The following is a 25,946-nucleotide window of genomic DNA, read 5'->3' on the forward strand; positions in this document are numbered from 1 at the left end:
CTAGTACTCCGCCAGCCCGGCCTCGATCCGGTCGAACCCCTCCTCCAGCCGGTCGACGGAGTTGGCGAAGGAGAGCCGGAGCCGCCCGGGCGCCGTGTCGCCGAAGCCGTCGCCGGGCGCGAGCACGACGCCGTGCTCCCGGAGCAGGTACTTCGCGACATCGATGGCGGGCGCGTCGATACCGGGGTCGAGGAAGGCGTAGAACGCGCCCTCGGGGCGGGGAGCCGAGAGCCCGTCGATGGCGTCGATCCGGTCGACGACCAGGTCGCGTCGCTCCTCGAACGCGCGGTACATCTCCTCGAACGGCCCCTGCGGGCCGGTGAGGGCGGCGATCGCGGCGTGCTGGGCGACGCTCGACGCGCAGGCCGTGGTCGACTCCCGGACCGTCACCACCTCGTCGATCACCTCCCGGTCGCCCGCGAGCCAGCCGAGGCGCCAGCCGGTCATCGCGTACCGCTTCGAGCAGGAGCCGACCGTTAGCACGTGGTCGGGGTGGCCGGTGACGGCGGCGATCCCCCGGGCCGGTCCGTCGTACGTGAGCCCGAGGTACACCTCGTCGGCGATCACGTACGCGTCGTGCTCGGCCGCGGCCTCGACGACCGCCCGGCACTCGTCGGGGTCGAAGACGCGCCCGGTCGGGTTCGACGGCGTCGTGAGCACGACCGCCGCGGTGTCGTCGCTCATCGCGTCGATCACGCGGTCGGCGTCGAGGGCGAACCCCGTCTCGGCCGGCATGGGCACCTCGCGGAACGTCCCGTCCGCGAGCGTCGCCTGCGTCTCGTAGTTCGGCCACGTCGGCCCCGGAACGAGCAGCTCCTCGCCCGGGGACACCGTCGCGAGGACGGCGAGGTGGAGCGCCTCCATCCCGCCGACGGTGACGACGATCTCGTCCGGGTCGTGCTCGACGCCGTATTCGGTCGCGAGCGTGTCGGTGATGGCCCGCCGGCACTCGGGGAGCCCCGCGTTCGAGGTGTAGTGGGTCGCGCCGCCGCGAGCGGCGCTCGCGGCCGCGTCGATCACGTGCTCGGGCGTGTCGAAGTCCGGTTCGCCGACTTCCAGCCGGACGAGGTCGCCGTCGTGACGCTGTGCGAGGTCGAACATCACGCGGATCCGCGAGCGCTCCGCGCGTCGGACGCGGTCGGTGGGAGTCGGCATACCGTCCACACGGCGAACCGCGCAAAAAGCCGTCGGGTGGCGGCCAAACGCGGCCGGCGGGGGAGGGGACGCGTCGATCGCCGTCCGCCGGCTACACCATGTCGCCGCGCACCGACGCGCCCTCCTGTTCGGCGCGCTCCCGTTTGAGCACGTCCGCGGCCTCGCGCGCCACCTCCTCGTCGGCGCCGAGCATCCCGAGCGCGGCGGGGAGCGTCGGCATCGCGAGGGAGGCCTCGCGGAGCCGGTCGAACGCCTCCGCGTCGCGGGTGCCGTCGACCCACAGGCAGACCCCGCGCGGGTCGAGCACCTCCTCGTAGGCGTCGCGGGCGAGCGCCCCCTTCAGGCGCTGGCGCACGTTGTCCTCGAAGCTCGCGTTACACACCTCCAGGTGGATCGGTTCGTCCCCCTGAACGAGCTCGGCTGCGAGGCACTTCTCGGGCGCGGCGTACCCGTTGTCGCTCGCGCGCACGCGGTCCGGGTGCGCCTCGGCCCACTCGGCGCGCACGGAGGTGCCGACCCCCTTCACGCCGTACTCGGCCTCGAACGCGGCGGCCGCCTCGCTATCGCCGCCCATGATCACGTCCTTGGTGAGGTAGACGTCGAGGCGCTCGACGGGGTCGAGCCCGAGCGCGACGTCGCCGAACGCCCACACCTCGCGGACGGGGACCGGCATCGTCTCCGTCTCGACCCGGTCGACGAGGGTCTCCAGCCGGTCGACCGCCTGCTCGCGGTTCATTGGAGGGTCGTAGGCGGGTCGCGGGCAAACCGGTTTCGCTCGGGCGGGGACGCGGCGGCCTCGTCGGCGTCGGCCGCGGCGTCAGATCCCGTCGATCCGCTCGGCGACCGACGCCCAGTGGCTCCCCTTCCAGAACCACTGGTCGCAGTCGCGACAGCGCCACGCGGGGCGGAGGTCGGCCTCAGGGGCGGAATCGGACCCGGCCGCCGGCGACGCTCCCACGTCGTCTGGGACGTACTCGGGGCGGTCGTCGGGGTCGGCGGCGCCGCCGTCGCCGGCCGACATCAGTCGTCGAGGAACTCGCGCAGGCCGGCGGTCGAGCGCGCGTTGATCACGTCGGCGGTCTCGGCCCAGCCGCGCCTGGCGGTGTGGACGCCGTACCGGGCGTTGTCGAGCTCGCGGGGCGAGTGGGCGTCGGTGTTCACGGCGATCGCGGCGCCCGCGTCGATCGCGGCCCGTACCGCGTCGCCGTCGGCGTCGAGGCGGGCGGGGTTCGCGTTCACCTCGATCGCGGTGCCGGCGTCGGCCGCGGCCGCGACGACGGCTTCGATGTCGGGCGAGATCCCCGGCCGGCTGTTGATGATCCGGCCGGTCGGGTGGCCGAGGACGTCGACGTGAGGGTGTTCGACCGCCCGGATCAGCCGCTCCGTGGCGGCGTCGTCGTCCTGCCCGAGCGCGGAGTGCGGCGAGGCGACGACGAGGTCGAGGTCGGCGAGCGTCGCGTCGTCGGTGGTGATCGCTCCCTCCGCGTCGATGTTCGCCTCGATACCGTGGAACACCGCGATCCGGGCGTCGGCGTCATCGCCGGCGCCCGCGCCGTCGCTCTCGCGCCCCATCACGGCGCCGTCGACCTCGCTCACCGCGTCTTCGACCGCCGCGGCCTGCTCGGCGATGTCGGCCTCGTCGAGGCCGGTGTTGCCGAAGATCCCCGGGCCGGCGGCGTGGTCGGAGACGACGTGGTAGTCGTAGCCGCGCTCCGCGGCGGCCTCGATCATCTCCGCGATCGAGAAGCCGCCGTCCGACCAGTCGGTGTGGGTGTGGAGGTCGCCGCGCAGGTCGCCCGTCTCGACGAGCTCCGGGAGCTCGCCCGCCGCGGCCGCCTCCACCTCCCCGTTGTCCTCCCGGAGCTCCGGCGGGACGAACGCCATGTCGAGCGCCTCGTAGACGCCGGCCTCGGTCTCACCGGCGACGCGCTCGCCGACGCGCCGGGAATCGGCGTCGGCTCCGTCGTCTCCGGCGTTCGCGTCGCCGTCCGCGTCGTCGACGCCGCTCACGTCGAACAGCCCGTACTCGTTGAGCTTCAGGTCGCGGTCGATGGCGCGGTTGCGCACCGCGACGTTGTGGGCGCGCGAACCGGTGAAGTACTGGAGCGCGGCGCCGAACTCCGCGGCGTCGACGACCCGGAGGTCGACCCGAGTCCCGTCCGCGCGGACGCTCGCCTTCCCGGTGCCCGCCTCGATCGTCGCGTCCGCCTCTGGCCAGCCGGTGAACGCCTCGACGACCGACTCGTGCGCGTCGCTGGCGACGAGGAGGTCGATGTCGCCGATCGTCGCCCTCCAGCGCCGGATCGAGCCGCACACCTCGGCCGACGCGACCGCGTCGAGGTCGGTCAGGTACGCGAGCGCCGCGTCGGCGACGGGCCGGGCGTCGCCGAGCCGGGTCCGCTTCCGCGCCTCGCGGGCGAACGGAATGTTCTCGAGGATGTTCTCCTCGGTCTTCGCGCCGAAGCCGGAGACCGTCTGAATCTCGCCCGCCTCCGCGGCCGCCTCCAGCTCGTCGAGCGTGGTGACGCCGAGCGCCTCGTAGAGGCTCCCGACCGTCTTCGGGCCGACGCCCTCCACGGCGGTGAGCCCCGCCATGTCGACCGGGAGCTCCTCGCGGAGGTCCTCCAGCTCCTCGATCTCGCCGGTCTGGAAGTACTCGACGATCTTCGACGCGATCGCGTCGCCGACCCGGTCGATCTCGGCGACCGCGTCCTCCCCCTCTCCCGCGAGGTTCTCGATCGGCGCGGTGTGCTCGCGGACGTTCTCGGCGGCGCGGCGGTACGCGGTCGGCTTGTACTCGACGCCCGTCGCCTCGAGCAGGTCGGCGAACTCCTCCAAGAGGGCGGCGACCTCGTCGTTCCGGCTCATTTGCTCGGGCTTCGGCCGGGCGCTCCTTATACTGTCGGCCGATCACCGGGCGGCGCCGTCGATCGGCGGCGCCGCGGCGGTGTACCGCCTGACGAGGAGAACGAGCACCGCGCCGAGGAGAACCAGTCCGCCGGCGGCGCCGAACGCGACGGCGTAGCTCAGGGCGGCGAGCCAGCCGCCGACGACGCTCCCGACTCCGCCCGCGAGGGCGCCGAGGGCGGCGTAGGTGCCGAGCGCCTCGCCCCGGATCGACAGCGGCGAGAGCCGGGTGACGAGCGTCCCCGCGGTCACCGCGATCACCGCCCACGTCACCCCGATCACGGCGAAGACGGCCGCGATGGCGCCGAACCCGAACGCGGCCGCGCCCCACGTCGCGCCGACGAGCGCGACCGCGGGGAGCGCGACCGCGCGCGTCGAGAGCGAAGCGATCTGTAAGAGCGCGGCGTCGCGGTCGGCGGTCAACCGCCCCGCGGCGCCGAAGAAGGCCGCGGCGGCGAGACCGTTTATCAGGTACAGCGCGAACACGCCGTCGGAGCCGAAACCGACGGCGGTGAGGAACGCCGGCAGCGGCGCGAAGAAGACGGCGAAGCCGGCGAAGAAACAGAAGACGGCGGCGAAGTACAGCGCGAGCGCCGGGGTGAACCGCTCGACGAACCGCCGGGGGTGGAGCCCGCGGAAGTCGGCCCGCCCGACCGTGAAGGGGAACGCGGCGGTCCGGACGCTGAAGCGGTCGGCCGCGCGGATGGCGCGCCGGAGGCGCGTCCCCGACGCGCGCCGGTCGCCGCCGGGGCCCGGGTCCGCGGGCAGCGTCCGGACTCCGAGGACGAGTCCGAACACCGCACAGACCGCGAACGGGACGAACAGCCACCGGATCACGGCCTCGGCGGGGAGGAACCGGTCGCCGATCCCCGTCCAGACCGCCCCGAGCAGCAGCCCGAGCGCCCAGCCGACGCCCTGGTACTGGTTCAGCAGGGCGATCCGCTCGCTCCAGGCGCTCTCCGGGACGTCGGCGACCGCGAGCAGCGTCAGGACGGGCGTCGCCGCCGCGAACGCGAACCAGATCGCGCCGTTCGCGACGATCACCGGCGTCACCCGATCGGTGAGCGGGATCACGGCGATGCCGGCCGCGACGAGCGCCAGCATCGCGAGCACGATCGGGCGCCGCTTTCCGGTCCGGTCGGCGATCCGACCGGCGCCGAGCGCGGCGGGAACCCCGACGACGGCGGCGACCGCGGCGAGCACGCCGAGCACGAACGGCCCGCCGCCGAGTTCGACGACGTACAGCGGGACGACGAGCGAGGCGCCCCCGAGCGCGACGGACCCGAGCCCCCACCCGTACAGCCAGCGTTCGGCCATGCCACCGATTGAAGCGGGCCGTCGGATAGACGCACCGATCCGACGGCGCGCTCGGCGGCGCGGAACGGGATCGAGGCGTGCTCCGGCACCACCGATAAGTCGCGCGGTCACCGAACGGGGGACGTGTCCACCGACGAGACCGACGGCGACCGCAACGTGTTCGGCGGCGAGCTAGCGCCCTGCGGGCGCGAGCCGACGACGGGGTACCTCCGCGACGTCGACGGCGACGTCGGCGAGCACACCCTCTGTGCGGTCGTGACGGCGGAGTTCCTGGCGTACGGCCGGGAGCGGGGGAACGACCTCGTCACGCCGCGGTCGGAGTTCGACTTCCCCGGGCTGGAGCCCGGCGACCGCTGGTGTCTCTGCGTCGGCCGGTGGGTCGAGGCGGCCGACGCCGGGGTCGCGCCGCCGGTCGTGCTGGAGGCGACGAACGAGTCCGTGCTCCGCGCCGTCGACCCCGACCGGCTCCGAGAGCACGAGTTCGACCCGGAAACGTTCGATCCGGAGGGGTAGCTCGGAGAATAAACGCGAGCCGCGCGGGACAGTCGACTACTCGGCGTCTTCGGCGGCCGCGTCCAGCAACATCACCGCGCCGCCGAGGAGCGCGACGTTCTTCAGGAAGTTGATCTTGTTGCCGTGGCGCTCTTTCCCCTCCATCGTCCAGAAGTCGTGGATCGCGGGGGTCGTCCCGAGGAAGAAGACGATCAGCGCTCCGGCGGACGCGCGCGGGAACTTCCAGAAGACGACGCCGAGGTTGGCGACGAACAGCATCCCGGTGACGAACGGGACGAGCACGTCGGGCATCGGGACGCCCTTCTCCTCGGCGACCGAGACCCGCTTCTCGTTGTTCTGGAACCCGTCGACGGCCATGTACGCGAGGATGCCGCCGTAGAGGGCGCGTCCGATCGCCGACGGGGGGGTCGCGGACGAAGCGGACTCGGCGGTCGGCGCCGCGTCGTCGGTCGAGGCCGCGTCGTCGTCGCTCACGCCGACACCACCTCGATGCGGCTGACGTTCGCGTCGACGCGTCCGACCGTCTCGTAGGCGCCGTCGTCGCCCCGGCGCATGATCCGGCCCTCGACGTCGTCGCGCTGGTCCGGCACGTCGAACAGCCCGGAGCCGCAGATCACGTCGCCGTCGTAGACGGCCCACGTCTCGACGACCTCGTGGGGCTCGCCCGGGAAGGGGACGCGCTCGAAGTCGCGGCCGAAGTTCGTCGATTCGAACAGCGCGACCCCGTGGTCGTCGTTCACCCACGCCGGCGGCGCCTCCTCGCCGCCGCAGAAGAAGACGGTGCCGTCGTGGACGAACACCCGCCGGACGTACGAGAAGTCGTTCCCGACGTCGACCCGGCTCCACGACTCGCCCGCGTCGGTCGTCCGCCAGAGGCCGCCCTCGCCGACCGCGTGACCGAGCCCGAGGTTCTCCAGGTTATGGTCGAGATACCCGGTCGCCGCGAGCCAGACGTCCTCCGAGATCGGGAGGATCTGGTGGACGTCGTCGACGATCGTGTCGCGCCGGTCCGTCCACGTCTGCCCGGCGTCGTCGCTGAGGTGGATCCCGCCGGCCTCGACGCCCGCGATCAGCCGCTCCGGTCGGCCCGGGACGACCTCGAGCGCCCGGAGCCTGGCGTAGTGGGGGTCGATCGGCGACTCCCAGTGGCCGCGCGAGGGCAGGTCACGGAACCCCTTCAGCTCCGTCCACGTCTCCCCGTCGTCGACCGAGCGGAAGATGTACGGGTCGTTCGTCCCGGCGTACAGCGCGCCGTCGGCGGTCGCGAGGATCGACCAGACCTCGCTCTGGCCGGCGTGCCAGAAGCGGTCGCCGAGGGGGACCTCGAGGTCCTCCCACGTCCGGCCCCCGTCGCGGGAGCGGTACGCGCCCGTCGAGGAGGCGACGAAGACGCCCTCCGCGTGGTCCCACGACTTCACCGCGGTGACGACCTCGCAGTCGAGGACCCGCTCCGCGTCCGCCCGGTCGAACGGCACGTCGTCGACCCGGTACAGTCCGTCGTCCGTCCCGATCAAAAGCGTCATACACGAACACGTGCGTCGGACGCGTACTAAAGTTTTTACCAAGCTGTAAAACGCTAAGTGGCCGGGGGTGCAAGCGGAGAGCGACGAGGGGCCGCCGGCGGCGCGACCGTGCCGGAACGGCGCGGCGCCGGCGGCTCTAACACGCTCCCACCCATGACCACATCCTATCCGACGAAGCGACCGACCGACGCGGCGCACCTCGACGACGACATCGACCTCCCGCGGGAGCTGCTCAACCTCCCGTGGATCGACATCCACAACCACGCGCACACGCTCTCGTGGGACGACCGCGAGCGCTACGCGCTCGCCGGCTGTCGCTCCATGCTCATGGTCGCGTCCGGCTACCACTGGACCCCGTACAAACCGGTCGAGGCAGACGATATCCGGTTCCTCTGGGACGACGCGATCAACCGCCGCGCGGCCATCGAGCGGAACCACTTCTTCGAGGCGAAGCTCGGGCTCGGCGTCCACACCGGCGTCCGCATCGAGAACCCCGACGAGCTGCTGACGGCGATGGACGCGTACTGCGCGCTCGACGAGGTCGTCGCGGTCGGCGAGACCGGCGTCGTCCCCGCCGGCCACGTCGAGGGGTGGGCCCTCGACGAGCAGCAGGCGGTCGTCGGGGCGCAGATGGAACTCGCGCGCGACCACGGGCTCCCCGTGATCCTCCACACGCCGAACACGTCGGCGGAGTCGAAGCGACCGTACCGCGACGGGCTCGGCGTGACCCCCGGCTACGAGAAGAACGCGGGGCTCGGCACCGACCCGGTCCTCGACGGCGAGAATCCCGCGCTCGACGCGGTGCGACTCGACGTGGAGGCGATGCGCGACGCCGGACTCGACGACGAGCGCGTCGTCGCCTCCCACGCCGACCGCAACAACACGGCGTACCTGATGGAGCAGACCGACTGCTACCTGAGCTACACGATCGGGCACTCGTGGCTCGTCGGCGTCGACGCCGCCGACGTCGCCGACGCCATCGACGAGTACGGCCCCGACCGGATCATGGTCGACACCGACTGCGCGAACGTCCTCCGGACCGACCCGTACGCCCTGAAGCGCGCGATCTTCGAGCTGTACCGGTACGGGATCGACGTCGACGACATCCGGAAAGTGGTGTTAGAGAACCCGCGAGAGGTCTTCGACTTCGAGCAGGAGTAGGCACGATTCCGCCGGAACGATCCGTCGAAACCACGTCCTTCAGGCAGATCCCTGAGCGACGGCGACGATCGTTTATAAACCGGCACCGTGCGGTGGCGCGCGCCTCCGAGTGGCCGACAGGCCACGAGGAGCACGCGCGAGGGAGTCGCTGGCGCCGGCGGCGCCAGCGACGAGGCTGGGGAGGTGTGAGGTGCGGTGCTGTGCGGGTGGGACTCAAAGGGGCAGTCGCGAGGACGACTTAGGCGACGAAAGCACCGCAAGGAGCGAGTGAAACGAGCGACTGAGGAGCGCAGCGAGCGTACGTCGTCCTCGCGACTGGGGCTTTGGAGGTGTTCCCCGCCGATCCGTAGTCAGCGATTTATAAGCGAGCGGCTGGGGCGTTGGAGGTGTTCACCGCAGCGTCAGCGACCACCGATAAACAGCCGACGGCAACACCACTCGACCACTTATAAAAGTCGCGAGCCGACTCGGCTCACGTACTCCCGGGAGAGTCGTCGCGTCGCTATTATTTGTCGTACGCGAACTCGCTCGTCAGCTCGCCGACGCCCTCGACGCCGATTGTGACGCTGTCACCGTCCTCAAGAAGCACCGGCGGCTCGCGGTAGACGCCGACGCCCGGCGGCGTGCCGGTAAAGAGCAGGTCGCCGGGCTTCAGCGTGAACGCCCGACTGCAGAAGGAGACGAGGTCGTCGATCCCGAAGATCAGGTTCGCCGTCGTCGACTCCTGGAGCCGCTCGCCGTTCACGTCCGCCCAGATCGCGAGGTCGTGGGGGTCGTCCACCTCGTCGGTGGTCACGATCTCCGGGCCGATCGGGGCGAACGAGTCGAGGCTCTTGCCCCGGACCCACTGGCCGTCGCCGTGCTGGAGGTCGCGCGCCGACACGTCGTTGCCGACGGTGAAGCCGGCGACGTGGTCCATCGCCTCGTCTGGGTCGACGCGGCGCGCCTCCTCGCCGATGACGGCGACGAGCTCCGCCTCGTAGTCGACCTTCTGCGTCAGCTCCGGGTCCCACGAAACCGTGTCCTCCGGCCCCGTCACCGAGGTGGGGAACTTCGAGAAGAGGACGGGCTCGTCCGGGATCGGGTTGTCGCCCTCCTCCGCGTGGTCGCGGTAGTTGAGGCCGACGCAGACGACCTTCTGCGGGTCGGAGACGGGCGCCGCCCGCGAGACGGCGTCGGCGTCGTAGCGCCCGACGCCGGTCTCCGTCGCGTACTCGACCGCCAGCTCGGCCTTCCGGCGCCACTCCCAGTCGGCGAGTAGGCCAGTCGTTCCGCCGTCGATGTGGACCCCGGTGGCCGCGCCCGCCTCGGGGAGGTTGACGACGGCGTCGCCGTCGTCGATCAGCGCGCCGCACCAGGGGTCTTCCGCGTCCGCCGTTCGGTATTGTCCGAGTCGCATTGAGATGTGTTGGGGTAGTGAATTCGGTCCGTGCGGTTTACAGGTCGATGCCGGCCTCGTCGAGCAGGCGCTCGCCGGAGGCGACGAACCGGTCGAACTCCTCGTCGACCTTCGGGTTCGTCAGTTCGCCGTCGCGTTTGACGACCTCGCCGTCGACGAGCACCGTGTCGATGTGCGAGGGGTCGGCCTGGAAGACGACGGTCTGGACCGGCGAGTGCGAGGGCGCCGTCATGAAGTCCGAGGCGTCGAACAAGACGAGGTCGGCGCGCTTGCCGGGCGTGATCGTCCCGATCTCGTCGTCCAGCCCGAGCGCCTTCGCGCCCTCGATCGTCGCCATCTCGAGGGTGTCGCGCGCCGAAATGCTCACCTCGGTGACCTCCTCGTCGCCCTCGAGGACGGCCTGGTTGTCGAACATCCGCTGGAGCTGCATCCCGATCCGCATCTGGCTGCCCATGTCGCCGCTGACGTTCGAACAGACGTCGACGCCCCACGTCGGGCGCCCGCCGGCCTCGAGCACCTTCCCGGTGACGGGGATGCCGTGGCCCATCTGCATCTCGACCTCCGGCGTCGAGGAGAAGGAGACGCCCTGCTCGACGGCGTGGTCGACGTCCTCCTGCGAGAAGTGGTTCCCGTGGGCGACGTTGACGTCGGGACCGAGCATGTCCTCGATGCAGCCGAACCCCTGGTAGTCCTCGCCGTACTCCGAGGACGGCCACAGCGCGGCGCCCATGTGGATCGTCGAGAGCACGTCCAGGTCCCGCGCCAGTTCCAGGTCGCCCCGGGCGGTCTCGTCGGTACAGAAGTCCGGCCCGCGGAGCCCGAGGGCGAGACTGAGCAGGTCGTCGTCGCGGATCTTCTCCTCGTAGAGGCTCCGGATCTTCTCCTCGGGGAGGCCGACGTCGCTCTCGTACCACCACTTCGCCGCGTCGTCGCCCGGCGGGCCGTAGGTGTACACCGCGCGCAGGCCGGTGTCCTGCAGCGCGTCGACGGCGCGTTCGCCGTGTTCGAGCGTGTTGGGGTACGACCAGTCCAGCGCGGTGGTCGTTCCCGTGTGGAGCTTCTCGAACGCGCCGTAGAGCCCGCCGAGATACATATCCTCAGGCTGATACAGCCCGGTGATGTTGCCGAGCATGTGGTCGAAGTACTCACCCATGAGCGACCAGTCCCCGGCGATCCCCCGCACCTGCGTCTGCGCGAGGTGGATGTGCGAGTCGACGAAGCCGGGGACGACGATCTGACCGGTGGCGTCGATGACCTCGGCGTTCTCGGTCGAGAGCCCGCGGCCGACGTCGACGATCTCGCCGTCCTCGATCAGCACGTCCGCCTCCTCGAAATCTCCGACGTCGGGATCGAGAGAGACGACCGTCCCGTTCCGGATGATCTTTCGTGTCATGTCCGACTGTACCGTTTGACCAAGAGGTTAAAAATTTACTGTATGGTAAATCCGGCCGATCGGTGGGATCGCTTATGTGTCTCACCGTCGGAGAGGGTCGTATGAGCGACTCCCGCGAGACCGTCTCCTCCAAGGACACCGAGGAGGTGATCATGGAGGCCACGTTCCGTGCGCTGAGCAAGCACGGGTACACGGACCTCCGGATGCGCGACATCGGCGAGGAGATGGACCTCACCCGACAGGTGATCCACTACCACTTCGACGGCAAGTACGACCTGCTGTCGTCGTTCCTCGAGTACGTCATCGACCAGTACGAGGGGAGCGTCGAGGTCCACGAGGACGACCCCCGCACGGAGCTCGACGCGCGGATCGACCAGTGCCTGTTCGGGCCGGAGTTCGAGGAGTTCTCGCACTGGGAGCGCATGAAGGTGTACCACGAGCTGTACACCCACGCACAGAACGACGGCGACCACCGGGAGATATTCAACGAGCACTACGACCGCATCCGCGGGAGCATCGTCGAGGTCGTCGAAGAGGGGATCGAACGGGGCGAGTTCGAGCCCGTCGACGCCAAGCGGATGGGTCAGCTCATCACCGACGTCATCCACGCCGCGCGCGGCCGCCGGATGGCGCTCGGCCACGAGGACGCGCCGGCCGAGGCGCGGAAGGCCATCGACCAGTTCATCCTCGACTCGCTGTACGCCGACGACTGACGGACGCGGCGCCGAGGGCCGACGACCGGGATGTTGGTCGAACGGTCGCCGGACCGCTCCCCGCCGGGGCCGGAACGGCAGACGGTTCGCCGATTCACTCGGTGAGCCACAGCGCGACGGTGCCGGCCGCGGACACCGCGAGGACCACCGCGAGCAGGCCGAACGCGGGCCGAAACCCGGCCGTGTCAGCGACGACGCCGACGATTCCCGGCGCGAGCGCGCCGGCCCCCATCAGTAGCGTCCGGACGACGCCGAGCCCGCCGCCGGCGAGCCGCTCCGGAAGCAGCTCCATCAGGTACGCGCTTCGGACCGGCTGAAACCCGTGTGACCCGACGCCGAAACCGGCGACGGCGACGGCGGCCGCGACGACGCCGACGTCGAGGGGAGGGAGCAGTACGAGCGCCGCCAGCCCGGCCGCCGCCAGCCCGCTCGTCGCGACGATCACCGGGAACCGGCCCACCCGATCGGAGAGGTCACCGCTGAGGAGCTGGACGAGCGCGACCGCGAAGAGGACCGAATACAGCAGGCCCGCGGTCGAGGTCGCGAGCCCGAGTTCCTCGGAGAGGTACAGCGGGAGAAACGCGACGAGACCGTTGTGAGCGAACGAGACGCCGACGGTCACCGAGACGAACGCCGAGAAGCGTCGGTCGCCGAACTGACGCAGGTATTCGCGTGCATCCGTCGACTCGGATTCGCCCGAGTCGGTCGCGAGGCTCTCCTCCGCGAAGCGCCCGCCGAGCCGGAGGGCGGAGACGAGGGCGAGCGCGAGGAAGCCGATCCCGGTCAGGAGGAAGAGCGCGCGCCAGTCGGCGCCGGGCAACCAGTCGAGGGCGAGCGCGAGCGCCGCCGGCGGCGAGAGGAACGCCACGACGACCGCGGGCGCGACGACCCCGCTCAGCGCGCCGAGCGTGTCGTGAATGCCGAGCATCCGCCCCATTCGAGCCGGGTAGACGCGAGCGAGCAGGCGCACGGCGACCGTCTTGTGGACGCCCGTCCCGACGCCGATGACGACCATCGCCGCGACGAGCGCCGCGAACGGCGAGTCGACGACGAGCGCGAGGGCGCCGACCCCCGCGACCGACGCGCCGGCGACGACCACGGGGACCGGACCGATCCGGTCGGCGACCGCGCCGCTGGGGAACTGCATCAGCGCGTACGCGACCATGAACCCCGAGAAGGCGGCCCCGATCGTGGCGTTGCTGAGGCCGTACGTCGACTGGAGCGGACCGAAGAGCGGCGGGAAGAGGTAGCGAGCGAACTTCCCGAGGAACCAGATGACCGAGACGAGGATCAGTGCGTCGTAGCCGCCGGTCCGCCTGAGCTCCATCTATCGACCGTAGCCGGGTGGGACTGATAAGCGGTGTGAAGACGGGTCGACGGCTCGGCGGGTCGGCGGGTCGCGTCGACGGCTCGGCGGGGCGCGTCGACGTCGGCCACCGAGGCGGCCTGCAGCGCGGGGGTACCGTCACCGCGACGCGGCGATCAGAACGGGCCCTTGCCGCCGCCCATCATGTCGCCGAGGCCGCCGCCCTCGCCGCCGCCCATCTTCTTCATCATGCGCTGCATGTCGCCCTCGCCCATCCCCTGGAACTGGCTGATCGTCTGTTCCATCATCGAGTGCTGTTCGAGCAGTTGCCGGACCGTCTCCTCGTCGGTGCCGGAGCCGCGGGCGATCCGCTCGGTGCGCGACTGGCCGACGACGCGGGGGTTCGTCAGCTCCTCCTCGGTCATCGAGTCCATGATGCGCTCGAACCGGCGCATCCGGTCCTGGGTGACGTCCATCGCGTCGTCCGGGAGCTGGTCCATCATCCCGCCGCCCATGCCGGGGATCATGTCCATCACCTGGTCTAAGGGCCCCATTCGGTTCATCGCGTCCATCTGCTTTTTCATGTCCTTCAGGGTGAACTCCCCCTGCAGCATGTCCTCGGGGTCCCAGTCCTCGTCCTCCTCCTGGGCCTCCTGCATGGCGCGCTCGACGCGCTCGGAGAGCTGCTTGAGGTCGCCCATCCCGAGCAGCCGGGAGATGAAGCCGGAGGGCTCGAACCGCTCGATGTCCTGGACCGTCTCGCCGGTCCCGAGGAAGGCGATCGAGGAGTCGGTCTCGTTGACCGCCGTCAGCGCCCCGCCCCCTTTCGCGGTCCCGTCGAGCTTGGTGATCATCACGCCCTCGATGCCGATCGACTCCTCGAACTGGCGGGCCTGCTCCTTCGCGCCCTGCCCGATCGCGGCGTCGAGCACGAGGAGCGAGCGGTCGGGGTCGACGGCCCGCTCGATCTCCTCGATCTCCGCGATGAGGTCGTCTTCGAGCGCGTGTCGGCCCGCGGTGTCGACGATGTGGACGTCGGCGTCGGCGGTCTCCTCGAGGCCGGTCCGCGCGATGTCGACGGGGTCGTCGTTGTCGGGGTTCCCGTAGAAGTCGACCTCCGCGCGCTCGCACATCTGTTTGGCCTGGTCGTACGCGCCCGGTCGGAAGGTGTCGGTCTGGATCACCGCGGGGCGGAGCCCCTTCTTCGAGAACCACCACGCCATCTTCGCGGCGGAGGTCGTCTTCCCCGACCCCTGGAGGCCGGCGAGGAGGATCGTCTGGTTCTCCAAGGGGAGCTCCGTGGAGTCCCCCACCAGCTCGACCATCTCCTCGTAAACGATCTTGAGGACGTGGTCCTTCGCCGTGGTGCCGCCCGGAGGCTCCTCCTCGAGCGCGCGGGTCTTGATCGAGTCCGACAGCTCCATCACGAGGGAGACGTCGACGTCGGCCGAGAGGAGCGAGCGCTGGATCTCCTTGACGATCTCCTCGACGTCGCTCTCGGAGAGGCGGGTCTTCCCCTGGAGCTTGTCGAGGCTGCTCCGCAGGGACGAACCGAGGTCGTCGAGTACCATTTGCCGGAGATAGGCGGGCGACGCGGTAAAGCTTTGTTCGTCGGCGCCGCCGCTCGTTCGTCGGCGCCGCCGAGGGCGACGCGAGAGCGAGCGGTCCGCCCGGCTCAGATATGCTCGGCGATGTGCCGCTCGATCCGGGTCACGAGCTCCGGACGGAACGTCCAGAAGCCGTCCCAGACGTTGGGCTCGTCCTCGATCGCGAGCAGCGCGACGTGGTCGCCCGCGGCGCCGTCCGGCGGCGAGAACACGACGAACCACGACCGTCGGTACGGGTAGGAGGTCCCGGTGTGGACCGTCAGCGGGATCCCGTCGAGCTCCGCCGCGTCGCCGACGCCGTAGACGTGGACGTCGACGCCGGCGGCGGCGACCCGCTCGTACACCGCGTTCGTCCCGCGCTCGTCGTTGATCCGTGAGAGCCGCTGGAACGAGGCCCGGAGCGTCCCGCCGCCGCGCTCGGCGGCGATCCGCTCTATCACCCGGGAGACGACGATCAACAGGAGCTTCTCTTTGCTCGACGCCGGGTATCCCCGGACCCGAAACGGGACCTCGTCGAGCCCCCGAAGCACGTCGGGAAGAGCGACCTCGTCGAGCTCGACCGCCCCGGTCTTGTACAGGTCGGAGTTGATGAGCAGCACCGACTCGAGGAGCTCGTCGAGCGTCGACCGCGCGATCACGTCGCCGTCCTCGACCAGCGCGACGACGTCGTCGTCGCCCGCGTCCCCGGTCTGGGTCTCCGCGATCCCCACCGGCTGGCCGTCGAGCAGCGAGTCGAGCAGGTTCCGAACCGGGTCCGGCGACGACCGGTTCAACACGACCAGGTGCCGGTCCGGCGCCTCGATATCGTCGAAAAAGGAGCGGAGCGACTCAGCCATGTGCGCCACTCCGGCCGAACGCGACAAAGTCCTTACTCACGGCCGCGGTCGTCGACGAGCCGCGCGCCCGCGGCGTCGATCCGACACACCTCGGGGTCGTATCCCGCGTCGGAGAGCCCGGTGCCGAGCGCGAAGACGGTGCGACCGAGCATCGCCATGGCCGCCCCGCGGTCGTCGGGGTCACCGTCGGCGTCGCCGCCAGCGGCGTCGACCGCCGCGATCGCCTCCGCGACCTCGGGGACGAGGAGGTCCGCCTCGCGGGCGAACGCGCGGGCGGCCTCCATCAGCGTCGGGAGCCGCGGGTCGGCGCGGAGCCGGTCGAGCGCGTCCTCGCCGGCCGCGGAGAGGGCGGTGGTGTCGCCGCCGAGGACCCCCTCCGTCGACAGCTCGCCGAAGGTGACGTACTCCACGCGGGCGGGCGCGGGGACCCCGTCGAGCTCCCCGACGCCCGGCGCGCCCGGCTGTACACGTATCGGGACCCCGCCGCGCGCCTGCGCGACCACGTCCCCGAGGCCGGTGCCGCGGTTCACCTCCGCCTCGTGAGCGATCCGGACCAGTTCGTTCTCGGAGCGTCCGCGGTCGAGGGCGCCGTTGGCCGCGAGCGCCGCGCCGAGCGCCGCGGCGCCGGAGACGCCGAAGCCGGCGCCGATCGGGAGATCGGTCTCTATCGCGACGTCGACGGGGACGCCGTCGGCGTCGCTCGCGTCGCCGTCACCCGCACCGCCCGCGTCGCCGTCGCTCGCGCCGCCCCCGGCCCCCAGCGCCGCGAGCACGTCCTCGACCGCGCCGATCGTTCCCGGCTCGCCGTCGATCGTGCGGGACCCGGCGTCGCCGTCGGTCGCGGGGTCGTCTCGTCCCGAACCGTCGATCCCCGCGATCGACACCTCGACCGTCACCCCGTCGGTGAGGGCGAGGCCGGCCCCGCGCGAGCCGGCGGCCGCGGGACGCTCGGCCGGGTGTGCGCTGAAGAAGGCGGTGACGTGCCCGGGGACGAACGCGGTCGCCCGCTGCCTGCTCATGCCGGACCGGAGGACCGCGCGTCGATTAACGGTTGTTATCCGCGACGGGGCGACCGCCGACACCGCAGGCGGTAAATAGCCCCCACCCAAACCCGCGTCGTATGCGAGACCAGTTGCGTCCCGTCCTCGCCGCCGTCCTCGCGCTGGCGTTCCCGGGGCTCGGCCACCTCCTCCTGCGCCGATGGGGGCGGGCGCTGCTGTGGCACGTCACGATCGTCGGCGGCAGCGTGGCGCTGCTCACGCTCTACGATATCGACGCCGGCGGATCGACCGCGTCGCCGTTCGAGGCCGCCGCCGCGCTGCCGTCAGAGGTCACGCTCCCAATCGCCCTCCTCACCGTGCTGTCGTCGATCGACGCCTACGTCGTCGGGCGGGCGGACGTCGCCGAGCGGAAGCGCGCCGACGCGACCGCGGAGGCGGTGCGACGCCGCGCCGCGAGCGCTGACGACGAGGGGAGCGCCGCCGGGTCGCCCGTCGCCGAACTCACCGGGGAGGACGGTGAGACCGTGCGGGTCGAGTGCCCGAACTGCGGGAAGGAGACCGACGCCGAGCTCGACTTCTGTCACTGGTGTACGGAGCCGCTCCCGTGGAGCGAGAGCGAAGCGAACGGGAGCGCGTAGCGCGGCGGCCCACCGCCGATCACGGGCGTTCGAACGTGGTCGTCCGCTGACAGCCGAGGTGCCTATTTGTCCCTCCGCCGCGTGGCGTTCGTATGGAACACGCAGAGTACGTGTACACGAGCGGCATGTCCGAGTCCGACGTCGACGGCCGCCTCCGGGCGGGCGAGCACGGCGTCCTCGGACTCGCAGACGGCGACGACGCGTACGCCGTCCCGCTGAGCTACCACTACGACGGCGACCGGCTCCTCCTCCGCGTGAGCGAGCACGACGGCGACGGCGAGAAGGGGAAGTTCATCGAGACGACCGAGACCGCCACGTTCGTGTGCTACGAGGGCTCGGCGACGGAGTCGTGGAGCGTTCAGGTCCGCGGCCCGCTCCGGGAGTGGCAAGAGGATGTCGACGAGAACACGCTCAACGAGTGGTTTCCGCCGTTTCGGCTGTTCGACGAAGCGGTCGAGCGCGTCGGGTTCTCGCTGTACGAACTGGGGATGGAGACGGTCGTCGGCCGAGAGACGGTCGAGTAGTTTCTCACCGTTGATAACTGCGGAGGAACTATCATATATTCCGACGGCGACCGTGACGGTACGGACGCGAACGACGGACGGAACATGAGTCTGAATCCACGGCAATACGACGTACGGGAGCTGCGCCGGATCGCGGACGCACCGCGGGACGGCGCGGACGGAGCGCCTCGGGAGCGGTCGCTTCGTCAGCCGAACCGGAGCCGAGCGGAGCGGGCGGCCCGCTCGGCCGCGTTCACCGAGCTGCTCCAGCGTCAGCGAGGGCTGCGGCTGTCCGGCGACGGGGACCGCCCCGCCGACGCCGGCGACCGCCCGTACCTGCGGGCGGTCCCGGCATCGCCGGACGCGGAGCGCGAGGTCGGCGAGTGGCTCGGCTACCTCGTCGACGTCGGCGGTCGCCTGCGGAGCCGCGACGCGCTGTCGTACTACGCCGAGCTCGGCTGGCTCGCCCCCGACGCGGCCGACGCGCTGGCGCGTCGGCTGGAGGGGTTCGACGCCCCGCGGCACGACCGGCCGTTCACCCCCGCGGACCACCGGATCAGCCTCGTCTCCATCGTCCGGATCGCTTCGTGTGCGAGTGAATCATGAGCGACGACGACGAATCCACGGAGATCGACGGTACAGACGGCCCGGAAGCGGTGGGCGTGAAGCTCGGCAGCACACGGACGGTGCTCGACCTCCCCGACGGGCGGGGCGGCCGCGAGCGCCACGCGACGCTGACGTGTCTGGCGACGTACGAGGACGCCATCACGGGCGAGGAGCGGGTCCTGTTCGGCGAGGAGGCCGCGATCGAGTACCCCGACACGGTGCGCTTCATGCTCCGGTCGGGGTTACCGGAGGACGAGGGGAGCGTCGCCGACGCGGAGCGGTTCTTCGAGGCCGTCGTGGACGCTCACGAGGTCCCCGAGGACAGCGCCGTCGTCTACGCGGTCCCGACCATCGACAACGAGGCGGGCGTGAAGAACCTCAAGTCGGTGATCGAGGGCTCGTCGATCGGCGGGGTAGAGACGCGGAGCTACCCCGAGTCGCTGTGCGGGGCGATCCCCGCCTACGGCGACGACCTGGCCGCCGTCGACGAGGTGTTCGTCTCGATCAACATGGGGTCGACGACGCTGGAGGCGTGCGCCTACCGGCGCGGCGAGCAGCTCTCGCCGTTCTCGACCGGCTCGGTGACGGGCAACGAGGTCGACCGCCGGATCGTCGCCGCCGTCGAGGAGGAGAGCCAGGGCCGCGTCCACATCGACCGGACGACCGCCCGGGAGTACAAGGAGGAGCACGCCGACGTGTACGACTTCGAGCCGTTCACCGACGTGATCCAACAGCCCGGCGGCGGGAGCCACGAGTTCACCGTCGACCGCGGCGTGCGCGAGCCGGTCGACCGCTACATCGACGAGGCGGTCGACGCCGTCGCCAACGAGTTCCTCCCGGAGCTCGCGAACGACCACATGAAGCCGTACCAGCTCGCGCTGGGCCGGCCCGTCGCCGCGACCGGCGGCATGGCCTGTATCCCCGGGCTCGTCGAGGAGTTCGAGAAGCGGCTCTCGGCCGAGCTCGACCGCGACGTCGAGGTCGTCTCGCCCGACGACCCCGCGACCGCCGCCGCGGAGGGCGCCGGTCGGATCGCGGAACGGCTGATCTGAGCGGTCGCCGTCGCTTTTCGCCGCGCGTCACACGTCGAACAGCCGGTCGGCGTCCTCCGCCTGTCGGCGGTAGATCCCCCGCCCCTTCAGCCGCGGCACCTCGTGCCGGTGGAGCGTCTCCGCCTCGCAGTCGTACACGATGGGGAAGACGTTGGTCCGGCGTCGGGCGACCGTGTACGAGCGCGCCGCGTCGACGAGCGGCGGGTCCGGATCGGGGACCGGGAAGACGACGTAGCCGAGGGGGGTCGTCGCGCCGTGCCGGTCGTCGACGCGGTCGACGAGCACGTCGCGGAACGAGTCCGCGACCGCGACGAGGTCCTCCGGGCTGGGGTCCGACTCGTCGTCGACGAGCGTTGCGACGACGGCGACCTCCCCGACCGAGGCGTCGTCGTCGCGGGTCTCCCACACCGGGTCGAACCCGTTCGTGTACTCGTCGACCGGCTCGAAGTCGTGTTTCCGGCGGTTCTCGACGACGGCGTCGCGGTACTGCGTGTGATCCATACGGGATCACACGAATCGCATGATAAAAAATGACACACATGCCGGCGACCGGTGCGAGTTCCCGGCGAAGGCGAGGCCGGCGACCGCGTCACCGGAGCCGGTCGAGCTCGTCCGCCGCCGCGAGCTCCGCGACCACGTACCGGTGTTGCACCGCCCAACACCGCTTCGCGACCGCGTACGCGACGGCGACGGCGGCGACAGAGAGGAGTCCGACGGTCGGGCCCGCCGTGACGGTCACGACGTACGACTGATAGCCGAGCACGCAGACGACGACCGCCGCGACGAGGGTGGCGAGGGGCCGACGCGAGGGGTTCCGGGCGACGTCCGTGAGACACCGCAGGTCGCGCTCGAACGCCGGCCGCGCCTCGTCGTCGGGGTCTCGCACCGAAGGCGGCGATCGGGCGGATCCGGACATACGGATCCCTGGGGACACTCAGATGACATATGCTTTGCGGGGAGTTCACACTCGACGAGGATACCGCCGCACGCGACGGGATCGACCGGAGGCGGGGAGCGTATGGTGACGAGAGCCGACCGGACGAAGAACGAAGTAGTCCCGGGCGGGGCTGGCATTCCGAGTTTCGCATCGGAAGTCGCGATTGACCGACACCGCGGGACAACTCAACAACATAGCTCTGTGTTCCGGATACGACCGAATGTGACCTCGGCTCGACTCACGATTCCCACGTCTCATGCTGCGTGATGAGTCGGCTGTCCGTAGCCAACCGACACATGTCACGGACTGGCCGAATCAGAAAGCATATTATGTGTATCTAATTACTGTTTTCGGTGACACTCCCGATATGGAGGCTTACTCGGACTTCATTTGGCCACTGGGTGTTTGATACGCTCGCGAATGCGGGGGTGATGTTTTCACGACTTGAGCAGTTCGAACACGCACTCAACGGACCGGTCCCAGACACATCCGTTCCCGACGAGATCTCACTTCGCGTTGATGCTCCAGAAACGTTCGCTCTTACAGGTCGAATGGACCGTCCGGAACTGTCCGATCGGGACCGAATCGCCGTCGCGGTCGCCGACGACGCAATCGTCGGCGTCCAGCCCGTGACCGTAGATCGCCCCTTCTACGTCGAGCCACTCGAGCAAGCGATCGAGTTTAATGGTGCCTACTTTTGGGGACTGTACGTCACTCCCGAGTGGCGTCGTCGGGGCGTTGCGACGGCGCTCGTCGCCCGAGCGCTCTCGTTCGTCGCGAACGAGACGTCGCAAACGCGCGTCCAGACGCTGGTTGGCATCGACAACACCCCGTCGAAGCGCGTTCTGACGGGTGTGGGCTTCGAACGAAAGCGCACTCGATCGTACTATCAGGTGTTCGGATTTCAACGCAGAGGGCAATCGTAGGGTGTTCCGCCGACTCGCTCTCGCGGACTACGCCACGCTCATCGGATTGGGGCTGGGATGGACGGCTGTCAGCCTGTTCCTGCAGGGCGACCCCGACGCGGCAACGCTGACGCTGCTTCTCGCGTTCCTGTGTGACAAGGCCGACGGTTGTCTGGCACGACGCGGATACGGTTCGTCGCTCGGAGCCCACCTCGACGCGTTGGCGGACGTGGTGATCTATCTCGTTCCGGCCGCGGTCGTCGTGTCCGACCTCCTCACCGGGGGAGCTGTGTTCGAGAGCCTCGCCGGGGCAGTCATCCTCGGGTTCGGCGTCTTGCGATTGGCCCGCTACTCCGACGACGACACGGCCGCCGGCGACGAGACGCCGTACTACCGGGGTATTACTGCTTTCCACGTCGCCGCTTGGGCGCTCGTCGTCCGGTTAGCCGTCGTATCGACCGCCCTCCCGTCGCTGATCGGAGCGGTTTCGATCGTCGTCGTCACACCGCTGATGGTCGCTCCGTTTCGTATCTACGCTACCAGGAAACAGTTGGTCGGTGCCGTCATTACCGGCTCCGTGATCGCTGTAGGGGTGCTCGTGTGAGGTGGAGCGACCGGGAGTCATCGATATCCTCTGCTCCGTTACCCGCGTCAAAATAGTCCCGGGCGGATTCGAACCGCCGTCAATGGCTCCAAAGGCCATTATGATTGGCCACTACACCACGGGACTGCGATCGGTGATTGCCCGCGCGCACTCAAGTAGGTTACTTTCCCTGACGGGTCGGCGGCCCCGCGTTCGTCCGACCGACCGGCGCGCGAAGCGCCGCGGTACCGACGAGCGCGTCACTCCCGGCGGGCGTCGTCGCTCCCGGGTCCGTCTCCCGTTGCCGCATCCGCGGACTCGTCGGCGGCGTCCTCGGCGCCGATTCCGTCTTCGGCTCCGATTCCGCCCTCAACGCCGGTACCGTCCTCGATACTCCCCGCCTCGTCGACGGACGCGAGGTCGTCGACGTCGGGGGCGTCGCCGTCTTCGCCTTCCTCCAGATCGCCGACCGCCGGGGGCGACGGCGGTCGGTAGGTGTAGACGAAGTCGCCGGCCACGGCGTGGTACGCGCCCGTCTCGGGGTCGTCCACGACGCCGGTGTCGTTGTCGATGGCGAAGTCCACGAGGTCGCGGAGGCTCTCCGCCTCCGCCTCGGGGCGCTCGTGGACGGACGCCGGGAGCCGGAACGTCGTGATCCACTCCGCGAACTCGGAGCGGTCGTCGCTGTACGCGAGGTAGTCGCGCTCGGCGGGCGTGAGCGCGAGGTCGCGCTCCCGACGGGCGTACGCCAGCCCGCCGGCCCCGACGAGGCCGACGAGGAGCAGGATCGGCCCGCCGATCGACCGGAGGGGGCCGTAGCTCCGCTCGACGGTCACCGGCTCCGTGCGCTCCGAGGTGTCCGACTGAACGCCGGGGTCCGAGACGGAGTAGGTGTCGCCGCCGTGGTCGAGCCCCAGCTCGATCGTCCGGGCGTACGAGGTCTGCTCGCCGTTGATCGCGCCCTCGAGCGCCACGTCGGTGACGACGAACGTCTCCGTCTCGCCCGGCGACGCGCCGAGCTCCTCTTCGATCTCGGCCGCGGTCGCGTCCACCTCGCTGCTGTTGAGCGCGAACGACGCCGTCGCGGTCTCCCCGGGCTCGACGTCCGAGACCGTCTCCGACGCCAGCGTCCGCCGGTCGCTCCAGTAGACGACGTTCCCGTCCTCGCCGACGCTGCGGACGACGAGGACGGAGTCGAGCCGGACGTCGACGTTCGACGCGGACGCGGCCGCGTACGTCGTCTCGACGTCGACGTCGAGCACGGGAGCGACCCGCGTGAAGTACGTGTCGCGATCGTCGAGGGCGGTCCCGACCTCGAACACCGAGTTCGGCTCGGTCACCTCGGCGGAGTGGTTGTACGCCGTCTCGACGGTGAACGAGGAGACGGTCCGCTCGCGGGTCTCGGTGCCGGGGTCGACGTGGGTCGCGTAGACGAGCCCGCCGCCTACGGCGGCCGCGATCAGCAGGACGGCGACGATCACGGCGAACTGTGCGTCCAGTACCGCGCGGAGCCGGAGTCGGGTCTCGTCTGGGGATGAGGGGCTCATTCGGTCACCTGTATATCTGGCGGAGGAGCCGGCGATACAGCGGGGGTCTCTCGCGCGATTCTCGGGAGCGTATCCGCGCGGGCTCGCCGCGCAGCAGGACGAGCCCGAGGCCGACGACGACGCCGCCGAGCAGCCCGTCGATCGCGACGATCGGCGCCCACGGGTGGACGCCGTACAGCTCGTCGACCACGCCGTGCGGGAGCACCGCGAGGTATCGGTGTTCGGCGACGAGCAGCCGGTAGTAGCCGGTCTCGGGCGGCGCGGTGAGCGTCACCGTGGTCGACGCCTCGCCGCGGCTTCCGACCGTGAGCCGCTGGGGGTCGACGTCGACACCGGGGCTCGCCGGAGTGACGTACGCGTACACCGGGACCAGTCCGGCGTTGGGGACGACGTACTCCAGCTCCTGGCTCGTGCCGCGCTCGATGACGGTGGGGTTCTCCGACTCGAACTCGGCGCTCACGACGCCGTACTCCTGCGTGCCGGCCGGGACGACCATCGCCGCGGTCGCGGTCGCCATCAGCACGATCGCGAGCACGGCGACGATCGCGAACACCGAGGTGCCGTCGTCGCGGGAGCGGTCCCGTTCGCGGGTCTCGCGAGAGTTCCGGTTCGCGTACCAGTCGGCAGCGTACGCGACCGCCGAGAGCGCGAAGAGGATGTACGCCAGTCCCTGCGTTCCCTGGAACGACCGGACCCCGAAGGTGACCGCCAGCCACGTCTGGAACGAGGCGAGCCCCGACTGGATCCCCATCGCGACGGTGCCCAGGTGCGGGATGACGACCACGCTCCCGCCGACCTGGAGCGCCACCGCGACGACGTCGGCGTCCTGCACCACGGGCTCGCCCCCGTCCTGATCGGTGAAGGGGTTGTTGTCGCCCTGCGTGACGTACCCGCGTTCCGTCTCCTCGACGACGCGGTGGGTGGTTAATCCGCCGCCCTCGATCTCCTGCGCGTCGAACGTCACCACGTCGCCGACGCCGACGTCGCCGGCGAGCGGCGCGGGGATCGCGACGAACCCGTCGCCGGGGTCGAGGGTGGGCTGCATGCTGCCGGTCTCGACGAAGCTGAGCAGCACGGGCTGCCCGAGCAGCTGGCCGACGACCAGCGAGAGGACGACGAGGACGACCGCGACCTGCAGCGTTATCGAGAGGATGCGTTTCGGTGACATATGGCGTGGGCTGGCGCGGACGTTGCGATCCGGGCGTCGGTTCCTCTTCGGTTCGCCACGGGTCTCCGATCATGGAATGTAATCGACACGTTATAAATTCGGGGTTCGGAGCAGGACGTGGCGGGAGTTCGGCGGTCCGGGGCCCTTTCGGCGGTCCCGCTCGGTCTCACTCGCCGAACGCCCCGATCGCGAGCAGCGCGAAGGAGCCGATGAAGGCCAGACAGAAGCCGAGCAGGTGGACGTAGAGGTTCACGACGCTCCCCGCGCCGGTCGGGTCGCCCGGGAATCCGACGACGGGATAGCCGAGGACGAGGACCGCGCCGACGGCGAACAGGTCGCCCTCGCCCGGCCGCGAGGCGACCGCGCGGACGCCCTCGCGGACGGTCTCGCGGACCGACGTCCCGGCGCTCGACGCGTAGAGGACCGCGAGGAGCGCGCCAGCGACGCCCGTGGCAAGTCCGGCGAGCCCGAGGCCGGTCGTCGACACCGGGAGCGCGAGCAGCGCGATCCAGCCGACGAGCGCGAAGAAGACCGCGGGCAGCGCGCGGAGCGACGCTCCCGGAGCGAACCGCTCGCGGGCGTACGTCCCGAGCAGCAGCGGGAGCAGTCCCGCGAGCGCCATGTTGATCCCGGAGAAGCCGAAGCCGATCGCGTCCCGCGGGACGGCGAGGTTCAGCGCCGAGAGGACGAACGGGAACGCCGAGAGGAACGTCGCCAGCGCGGTCAGGAAGAAGCGGCGCGACCCGCCCAGCACCGCGAGCGCGTAGCCGACGCCCGCGAGCAGGCAGTAGCCCGCCACGTTGCCGGCGAGGTGCCCCGCGTCGAGGTGGACGTAGTGCGAGGCGAAGGCGCTCCGGAGCGTCGGGTCGGCGTACGCGAACGCGAGCGACCGGCGGGTCGCCTCCGGGAGCGAGAAGGCCGCGAGCAGGACCGCCGGCACCGCGAGCAGGACGAACAGGTCGACCGCCCTGACGCTCGCGAGCAGTTCCCGCCGGAAGTCGCGGTCCGCGTCCCGACCCGTCTCGGCGGCGCCGCGGTCGCGCTCGTCGATCGGAGACGCCGTCACGGCCGAGACCTCGGCGACCGGCGGGTAATACCTGTCGGCGCGCGTCTCGCTCGCGATAACTGACGCCTCCCGGCCGCGGGCACGAGTTCGCGGTCGCCTCCCGAGCGCTC

Annotated in this window: 27 protein-coding genes and 1 tRNA gene; 9 read left to right on the plus strand and 19 right to left on the minus strand. The window is 70.6% G+C overall.

Features of this window, described 5'->3' with window-relative positions:
- From FGM06_RS12580 to FGM06_RS12600, 5 genes are all read right to left on the minus strand, one after another.
- The gene (locus tag FGM06_RS12580) at positions 1 to 1,155 is read right to left on the minus strand and encodes a pyridoxal phosphate-dependent aminotransferase (protein WP_144799583.1); all 1,155 of its coding nucleotides are present in this window, start codon (positions 1,153 to 1,155) and stop codon (positions 1 to 3) included.
- Between the two features lie 91 nt (positions 1,156 to 1,246).
- The gene (locus FGM06_RS12585) at positions 1,247 to 1,891 is read right to left on the minus strand and encodes a DUF7095 family protein (RefSeq protein WP_144799584.1); all 645 of its coding nucleotides are present in this window, start codon (positions 1,889 to 1,891) and stop codon (positions 1,247 to 1,249) included.
- A gap of 81 nt (positions 1,892 to 1,972) precedes the next feature.
- Positions 1,973 to 2,176 (minus strand): Mut7-C RNAse domain-containing protein, encoded by a 204-nt coding sequence (locus FGM06_RS12590; protein ID WP_144799585.1) that lies wholly within the window; start codon positions 2,174 to 2,176, stop codon positions 1,973 to 1,975.
- Positions 2,176 to 4,023, minus strand: a complete 1,848-nt coding sequence (locus FGM06_RS12595) for a helix-hairpin-helix domain-containing protein (RefSeq protein ID WP_144799586.1) — start codon at positions 4,021 to 4,023, stop codon at positions 2,176 to 2,178. Before FGM06_RS12595 ends, FGM06_RS12590 begins: the two co-directional genes overlap by 1 nt.
- A gap of 42 nt (positions 4,024 to 4,065) precedes the next feature.
- Positions 4,066 to 5,418 carry an MFS transporter gene (locus FGM06_RS12600; protein ID WP_394348622.1) on the minus strand — a complete coding sequence of 451 codons (1,353 nt, stop codon included), beginning with the start codon at positions 5,416 to 5,418 and terminating at the stop codon, positions 4,066 to 4,068.
- An 84-nt stretch (positions 5,419 to 5,502) separates the two neighbouring features.
- Between FGM06_RS12600 and FGM06_RS12605 the strand changes: the two genes are divergently transcribed.
- Complete coding sequence (locus tag FGM06_RS12605; protein ID WP_144799587.1) at positions 5,503 to 5,892, plus strand: DUF2237 family protein; 390 nt, start codon at positions 5,503 to 5,505, stop codon at positions 5,890 to 5,892.
- Positions 5,893 to 5,928: 36 nt separating this feature from the next.
- Here FGM06_RS12605 and FGM06_RS12610 read toward each other — a convergent pair whose 3' ends face one another.
- Positions 5,929 to 6,366: a DoxX family protein gene (locus tag FGM06_RS12610; RefSeq protein WP_144799588.1), complete on the minus strand. Its 438-nt coding sequence runs from the start codon at positions 6,364 to 6,366 to the stop codon at positions 5,929 to 5,931.
- Positions 6,363 to 7,415, minus strand: a complete 1,053-nt coding sequence (locus tag FGM06_RS12615) for a WD40/YVTN/BNR-like repeat-containing protein (RefSeq protein ID WP_144799589.1) — start codon at positions 7,413 to 7,415, stop codon at positions 6,363 to 6,365. Before FGM06_RS12615 ends, FGM06_RS12610 begins: the two co-directional genes overlap by 4 nt.
- 153 nt (positions 7,416 to 7,568) lie before the next feature.
- On the opposite strand from FGM06_RS12615, the gene FGM06_RS12620 reads away from it, so the two are divergent.
- A complete protein-coding gene (locus tag FGM06_RS12620) occupies positions 7,569 to 8,576 on the plus strand; it encodes a TatD family hydrolase (RefSeq protein WP_144799590.1) in 1,008 nt (335 codons plus the stop codon).
- A gap of 505 nt (positions 8,577 to 9,081) precedes the next feature.
- Here FGM06_RS12620 and FGM06_RS12625 read toward each other — a convergent pair.
- Together FGM06_RS12625 and FGM06_RS12630 are read right to left on the minus strand one after the other, a co-directional pair.
- Complete coding sequence (locus FGM06_RS12625) at positions 9,082 to 9,975, minus strand: fumarylacetoacetate hydrolase family protein (RefSeq protein ID WP_144799591.1); 894 nt, start codon at positions 9,973 to 9,975, stop codon at positions 9,082 to 9,084.
- Positions 9,976 to 10,012: 37 nt separating this feature from the next.
- Positions 10,013 to 11,368: an amidohydrolase family protein gene (locus FGM06_RS12630; protein WP_144799592.1), complete on the minus strand. Its 1,356-nt coding sequence runs from the start codon at positions 11,366 to 11,368 to the stop codon at positions 10,013 to 10,015.
- A gap of 101 nt (positions 11,369 to 11,469) precedes the next feature.
- Between FGM06_RS12630 and FGM06_RS12635 the strand changes: the two genes are divergently transcribed.
- Complete coding sequence (locus FGM06_RS12635; RefSeq protein ID WP_144799593.1) at positions 11,470 to 12,081, plus strand: TetR/AcrR family transcriptional regulator; 612 nt, start codon at positions 11,470 to 11,472, stop codon at positions 12,079 to 12,081.
- A gap of 94 nt (positions 12,082 to 12,175) precedes the next feature.
- On the opposite strand, the gene FGM06_RS12640 is transcribed toward FGM06_RS12635, so the two are convergent.
- The 4 genes from FGM06_RS12640 to FGM06_RS12655 form a co-directional block, all read right to left on the minus strand.
- Positions 12,176 to 13,408, minus strand: a complete 1,233-nt coding sequence (locus tag FGM06_RS12640) for an MFS transporter (protein WP_144799594.1) — start codon at positions 13,406 to 13,408, stop codon at positions 12,176 to 12,178.
- Between the two features lie 155 nt (positions 13,409 to 13,563).
- The gene (locus FGM06_RS12645; protein WP_144799595.1) at positions 13,564 to 14,958 is read right to left on the minus strand and encodes a signal recognition particle protein Srp54; all 1,395 of its coding nucleotides are present in this window, start codon (positions 14,956 to 14,958) and stop codon (positions 13,564 to 13,566) included.
- A 104-nt stretch (positions 14,959 to 15,062) separates the two neighbouring features.
- Positions 15,063 to 15,830, minus strand: a complete 768-nt coding sequence (locus FGM06_RS12650) for a DICT sensory domain-containing protein (RefSeq protein WP_144799596.1) — start codon at positions 15,828 to 15,830, stop codon at positions 15,063 to 15,065.
- Between the two features lie 32 nt (positions 15,831 to 15,862).
- Entirely contained in the window at positions 15,863 to 16,849 is a 987-nt protein-coding gene (locus tag FGM06_RS12655; RefSeq protein ID WP_144799597.1) for a pantoate kinase, read from the minus strand.
- 101 nt (positions 16,850 to 16,950) lie between these two features.
- On the opposite strand from FGM06_RS12655, the gene FGM06_RS12660 reads away from it, so the two are divergent.
- The 4 genes from FGM06_RS12660 (at position 16,951) to FGM06_RS12675 (ending at position 19,630) form a co-directional block, all read left to right on the plus strand.
- Positions 16,951 to 17,469 carry a DUF7575 domain-containing protein gene (locus tag FGM06_RS12660; protein WP_144799598.1) on the plus strand — a complete coding sequence of 173 codons (519 nt, stop codon included), beginning with the start codon at positions 16,951 to 16,953 and terminating at the stop codon, positions 17,467 to 17,469.
- 92 nt (positions 17,470 to 17,561) lie between these two features.
- Positions 17,562 to 17,993, plus strand: coding sequence for a pyridoxamine 5'-phosphate oxidase family protein (locus FGM06_RS12665; protein ID WP_144799599.1), 432 nt, complete (start codon positions 17,562 to 17,564; stop codon positions 17,991 to 17,993).
- 84 nt (positions 17,994 to 18,077) lie between these two features.
- On the plus strand, positions 18,078 to 18,578 hold the full coding sequence (locus FGM06_RS12670) for a FlaD/FlaE family flagellar protein (RefSeq protein ID WP_144799600.1): 501 nt from the start codon (positions 18,078 to 18,080) through the stop codon (positions 18,576 to 18,578).
- Positions 18,575 to 19,630 carry an acetate and sugar kinases/Hsc70/actin family protein gene (locus tag FGM06_RS12675; RefSeq protein ID WP_144799601.1) on the plus strand — a complete coding sequence of 352 codons (1,056 nt, stop codon included), beginning with the start codon at positions 18,575 to 18,577 and terminating at the stop codon, positions 19,628 to 19,630. Before FGM06_RS12670 ends, FGM06_RS12675 begins: the two co-directional genes overlap by 4 nt.
- Positions 19,631 to 19,657: 27 nt before the next feature.
- Here the strand turns inward: FGM06_RS12675 and FGM06_RS12680 are convergent, their stop codons facing one another.
- Positions 19,658 to 20,131, minus strand: a complete 474-nt coding sequence (locus FGM06_RS12680; protein WP_144799602.1) for a hypothetical protein — start codon at positions 20,129 to 20,131, stop codon at positions 19,658 to 19,660.
- A gap of 88 nt (positions 20,132 to 20,219) precedes the next feature.
- Positions 20,220 to 20,546, minus strand: a complete 327-nt coding sequence (locus tag FGM06_RS12685; protein ID WP_144799603.1) for a hypothetical protein — start codon at positions 20,544 to 20,546, stop codon at positions 20,220 to 20,222.
- A gap of 374 nt (positions 20,547 to 20,920) precedes the next feature.
- Between FGM06_RS12685 and FGM06_RS12690 the strand changes: the two genes are divergently transcribed.
- A complete protein-coding gene (locus FGM06_RS12690) occupies positions 20,921 to 21,493 on the plus strand; it encodes a GNAT family N-acetyltransferase (RefSeq protein WP_144799604.1) in 573 nt (190 codons plus the stop codon).
- 1 nt (position 21,494) lies between these two features.
- Positions 21,495 to 22,076, plus strand: a complete 582-nt coding sequence (locus FGM06_RS12695) for a CDP-alcohol phosphatidyltransferase family protein (RefSeq protein ID WP_186311017.1) — start codon at positions 21,495 to 21,497, stop codon at positions 22,074 to 22,076.
- Between the two features lie 53 nt (positions 22,077 to 22,129).
- On the opposite strand, the gene FGM06_RS12700 is transcribed toward FGM06_RS12695, so the two are convergent.
- From FGM06_RS12700 to FGM06_RS12715, 4 genes are all read right to left on the minus strand, one after another.
- A tRNA-Gln gene (locus FGM06_RS12700) sits at positions 22,130 to 22,202 on the minus strand.
- 113 nt (positions 22,203 to 22,315) lie between these two features.
- Entirely contained in the window at positions 22,316 to 23,602 is a 1,287-nt protein-coding gene (locus tag FGM06_RS12705) for a DUF5305 domain-containing protein (RefSeq protein ID WP_144799606.1), read from the minus strand.
- Between the two features lie 4 nt (positions 23,603 to 23,606).
- Positions 23,607 to 24,770 carry a signal peptidase I gene (locus FGM06_RS12710; RefSeq protein ID WP_144799607.1) on the minus strand — a complete coding sequence of 388 codons (1,164 nt, stop codon included), beginning with the start codon at positions 24,768 to 24,770 and terminating at the stop codon, positions 23,607 to 23,609.
- A gap of 166 nt (positions 24,771 to 24,936) precedes the next feature.
- The gene (locus FGM06_RS12715; protein WP_144799608.1) at positions 24,937 to 25,836 is read right to left on the minus strand and encodes a hypothetical protein; all 900 of its coding nucleotides are present in this window, start codon (positions 25,834 to 25,836) and stop codon (positions 24,937 to 24,939) included.
- Positions 25,837 to 25,946: the final 110 nt, after the last annotated feature.

This window comes from Halorubrum depositum, assembly GCF_007671725.1.
Classification (GTDB): Archaea; Halobacteriota; Halobacteria; order Halobacteriales; family Haloferacaceae; genus Halorubrum; species Halorubrum depositum.

Excerpts from the sequence above, each read along its gene's own strand:
- FGM06_RS12580 (WP_144799583.1), bottom strand. The coding sequence starts at position 1,155 with ATGCCGACTCCCACCGACCGCGTCCGACGCGCGGAGCGCTCGCGGATC.
- FGM06_RS12585 (WP_144799584.1), bottom strand. The coding sequence starts at position 1,891 with ATGAACCGCGAGCAGGCGGTCGACCGGCTGGAGACCCTCGTCGACCGG.
- FGM06_RS12590 (WP_144799585.1), bottom strand. The coding sequence starts at position 2,176 with ATGTCGGCCGGCGACGGCGGCGCCGCCGACCCCGACGACCGCCCCGAG.
- FGM06_RS12595 (WP_144799586.1), bottom strand. The coding sequence starts at position 4,023 with ATGAGCCGGAACGACGAGGTCGCCGCCCTCTTGGAGGAGTTCGCCGAC.
- FGM06_RS12615 (WP_144799589.1), bottom strand. The coding sequence starts at position 7,415 with ATGACGCTTTTGATCGGGACGGACGACGGACTGTACCGGGTCGACGAC.
- FGM06_RS12620 (WP_144799590.1), top strand. The coding sequence starts at position 7,569 with ATGACCACATCCTATCCGACGAAGCGACCGACCGACGCGGCGCACCTC.
- FGM06_RS12625 (WP_144799591.1), bottom strand. The coding sequence starts at position 9,975 with ATGCGACTCGGACAATACCGAACGGCGGACGCGGAAGACCCCTGGTGC.
- FGM06_RS12630 (WP_144799592.1), bottom strand. The coding sequence starts at position 11,368 with ATGACACGAAAGATCATCCGGAACGGGACGGTCGTCTCTCTCGATCCC.
- FGM06_RS12635 (WP_144799593.1), top strand. The coding sequence starts at position 11,470 with ATGAGCGACTCCCGCGAGACCGTCTCCTCCAAGGACACCGAGGAGGTG.
- FGM06_RS12640 (WP_144799594.1), bottom strand. The coding sequence starts at position 13,408 with ATGGAGCTCAGGCGGACCGGCGGCTACGACGCACTGATCCTCGTCTCG.
- FGM06_RS12645 (WP_144799595.1), bottom strand. The coding sequence starts at position 14,958 with ATGGTACTCGACGACCTCGGTTCGTCCCTGCGGAGCAGCCTCGACAAG.
- FGM06_RS12650 (WP_144799596.1), bottom strand. The coding sequence starts at position 15,830 with ATGGCTGAGTCGCTCCGCTCCTTTTTCGACGATATCGAGGCGCCGGAC.
- FGM06_RS12655 (WP_144799597.1), bottom strand. The coding sequence starts at position 16,849 with ATGAGCAGGCAGCGGGCGACCGCGTTCGTCCCCGGGCACGTCACCGCC.
- FGM06_RS12660 (WP_144799598.1), top strand. The coding sequence starts at position 16,951 with ATGCGAGACCAGTTGCGTCCCGTCCTCGCCGCCGTCCTCGCGCTGGCG.
- FGM06_RS12665 (WP_144799599.1), top strand. The coding sequence starts at position 17,562 with ATGGAACACGCAGAGTACGTGTACACGAGCGGCATGTCCGAGTCCGAC.
- FGM06_RS12670 (WP_144799600.1), top strand. The coding sequence starts at position 18,078 with ATGAGTCTGAATCCACGGCAATACGACGTACGGGAGCTGCGCCGGATC.
- FGM06_RS12675 (WP_144799601.1), top strand. The coding sequence starts at position 18,575 with ATGAGCGACGACGACGAATCCACGGAGATCGACGGTACAGACGGCCCG.
- FGM06_RS12680 (WP_144799602.1), bottom strand. The coding sequence starts at position 20,131 with ATGGATCACACGCAGTACCGCGACGCCGTCGTCGAGAACCGCCGGAAA.
- FGM06_RS12685 (WP_144799603.1), bottom strand. The coding sequence starts at position 20,546 with ATGTCCGGATCCGCCCGATCGCCGCCTTCGGTGCGAGACCCCGACGAC.
- FGM06_RS12705 (WP_144799606.1), bottom strand. The coding sequence starts at position 23,602 with ATGAGCCCCTCATCCCCAGACGAGACCCGACTCCGGCTCCGCGCGGTA.
- FGM06_RS12710 (WP_144799607.1), bottom strand. The coding sequence starts at position 24,770 with ATGTCACCGAAACGCATCCTCTCGATAACGCTGCAGGTCGCGGTCGTC.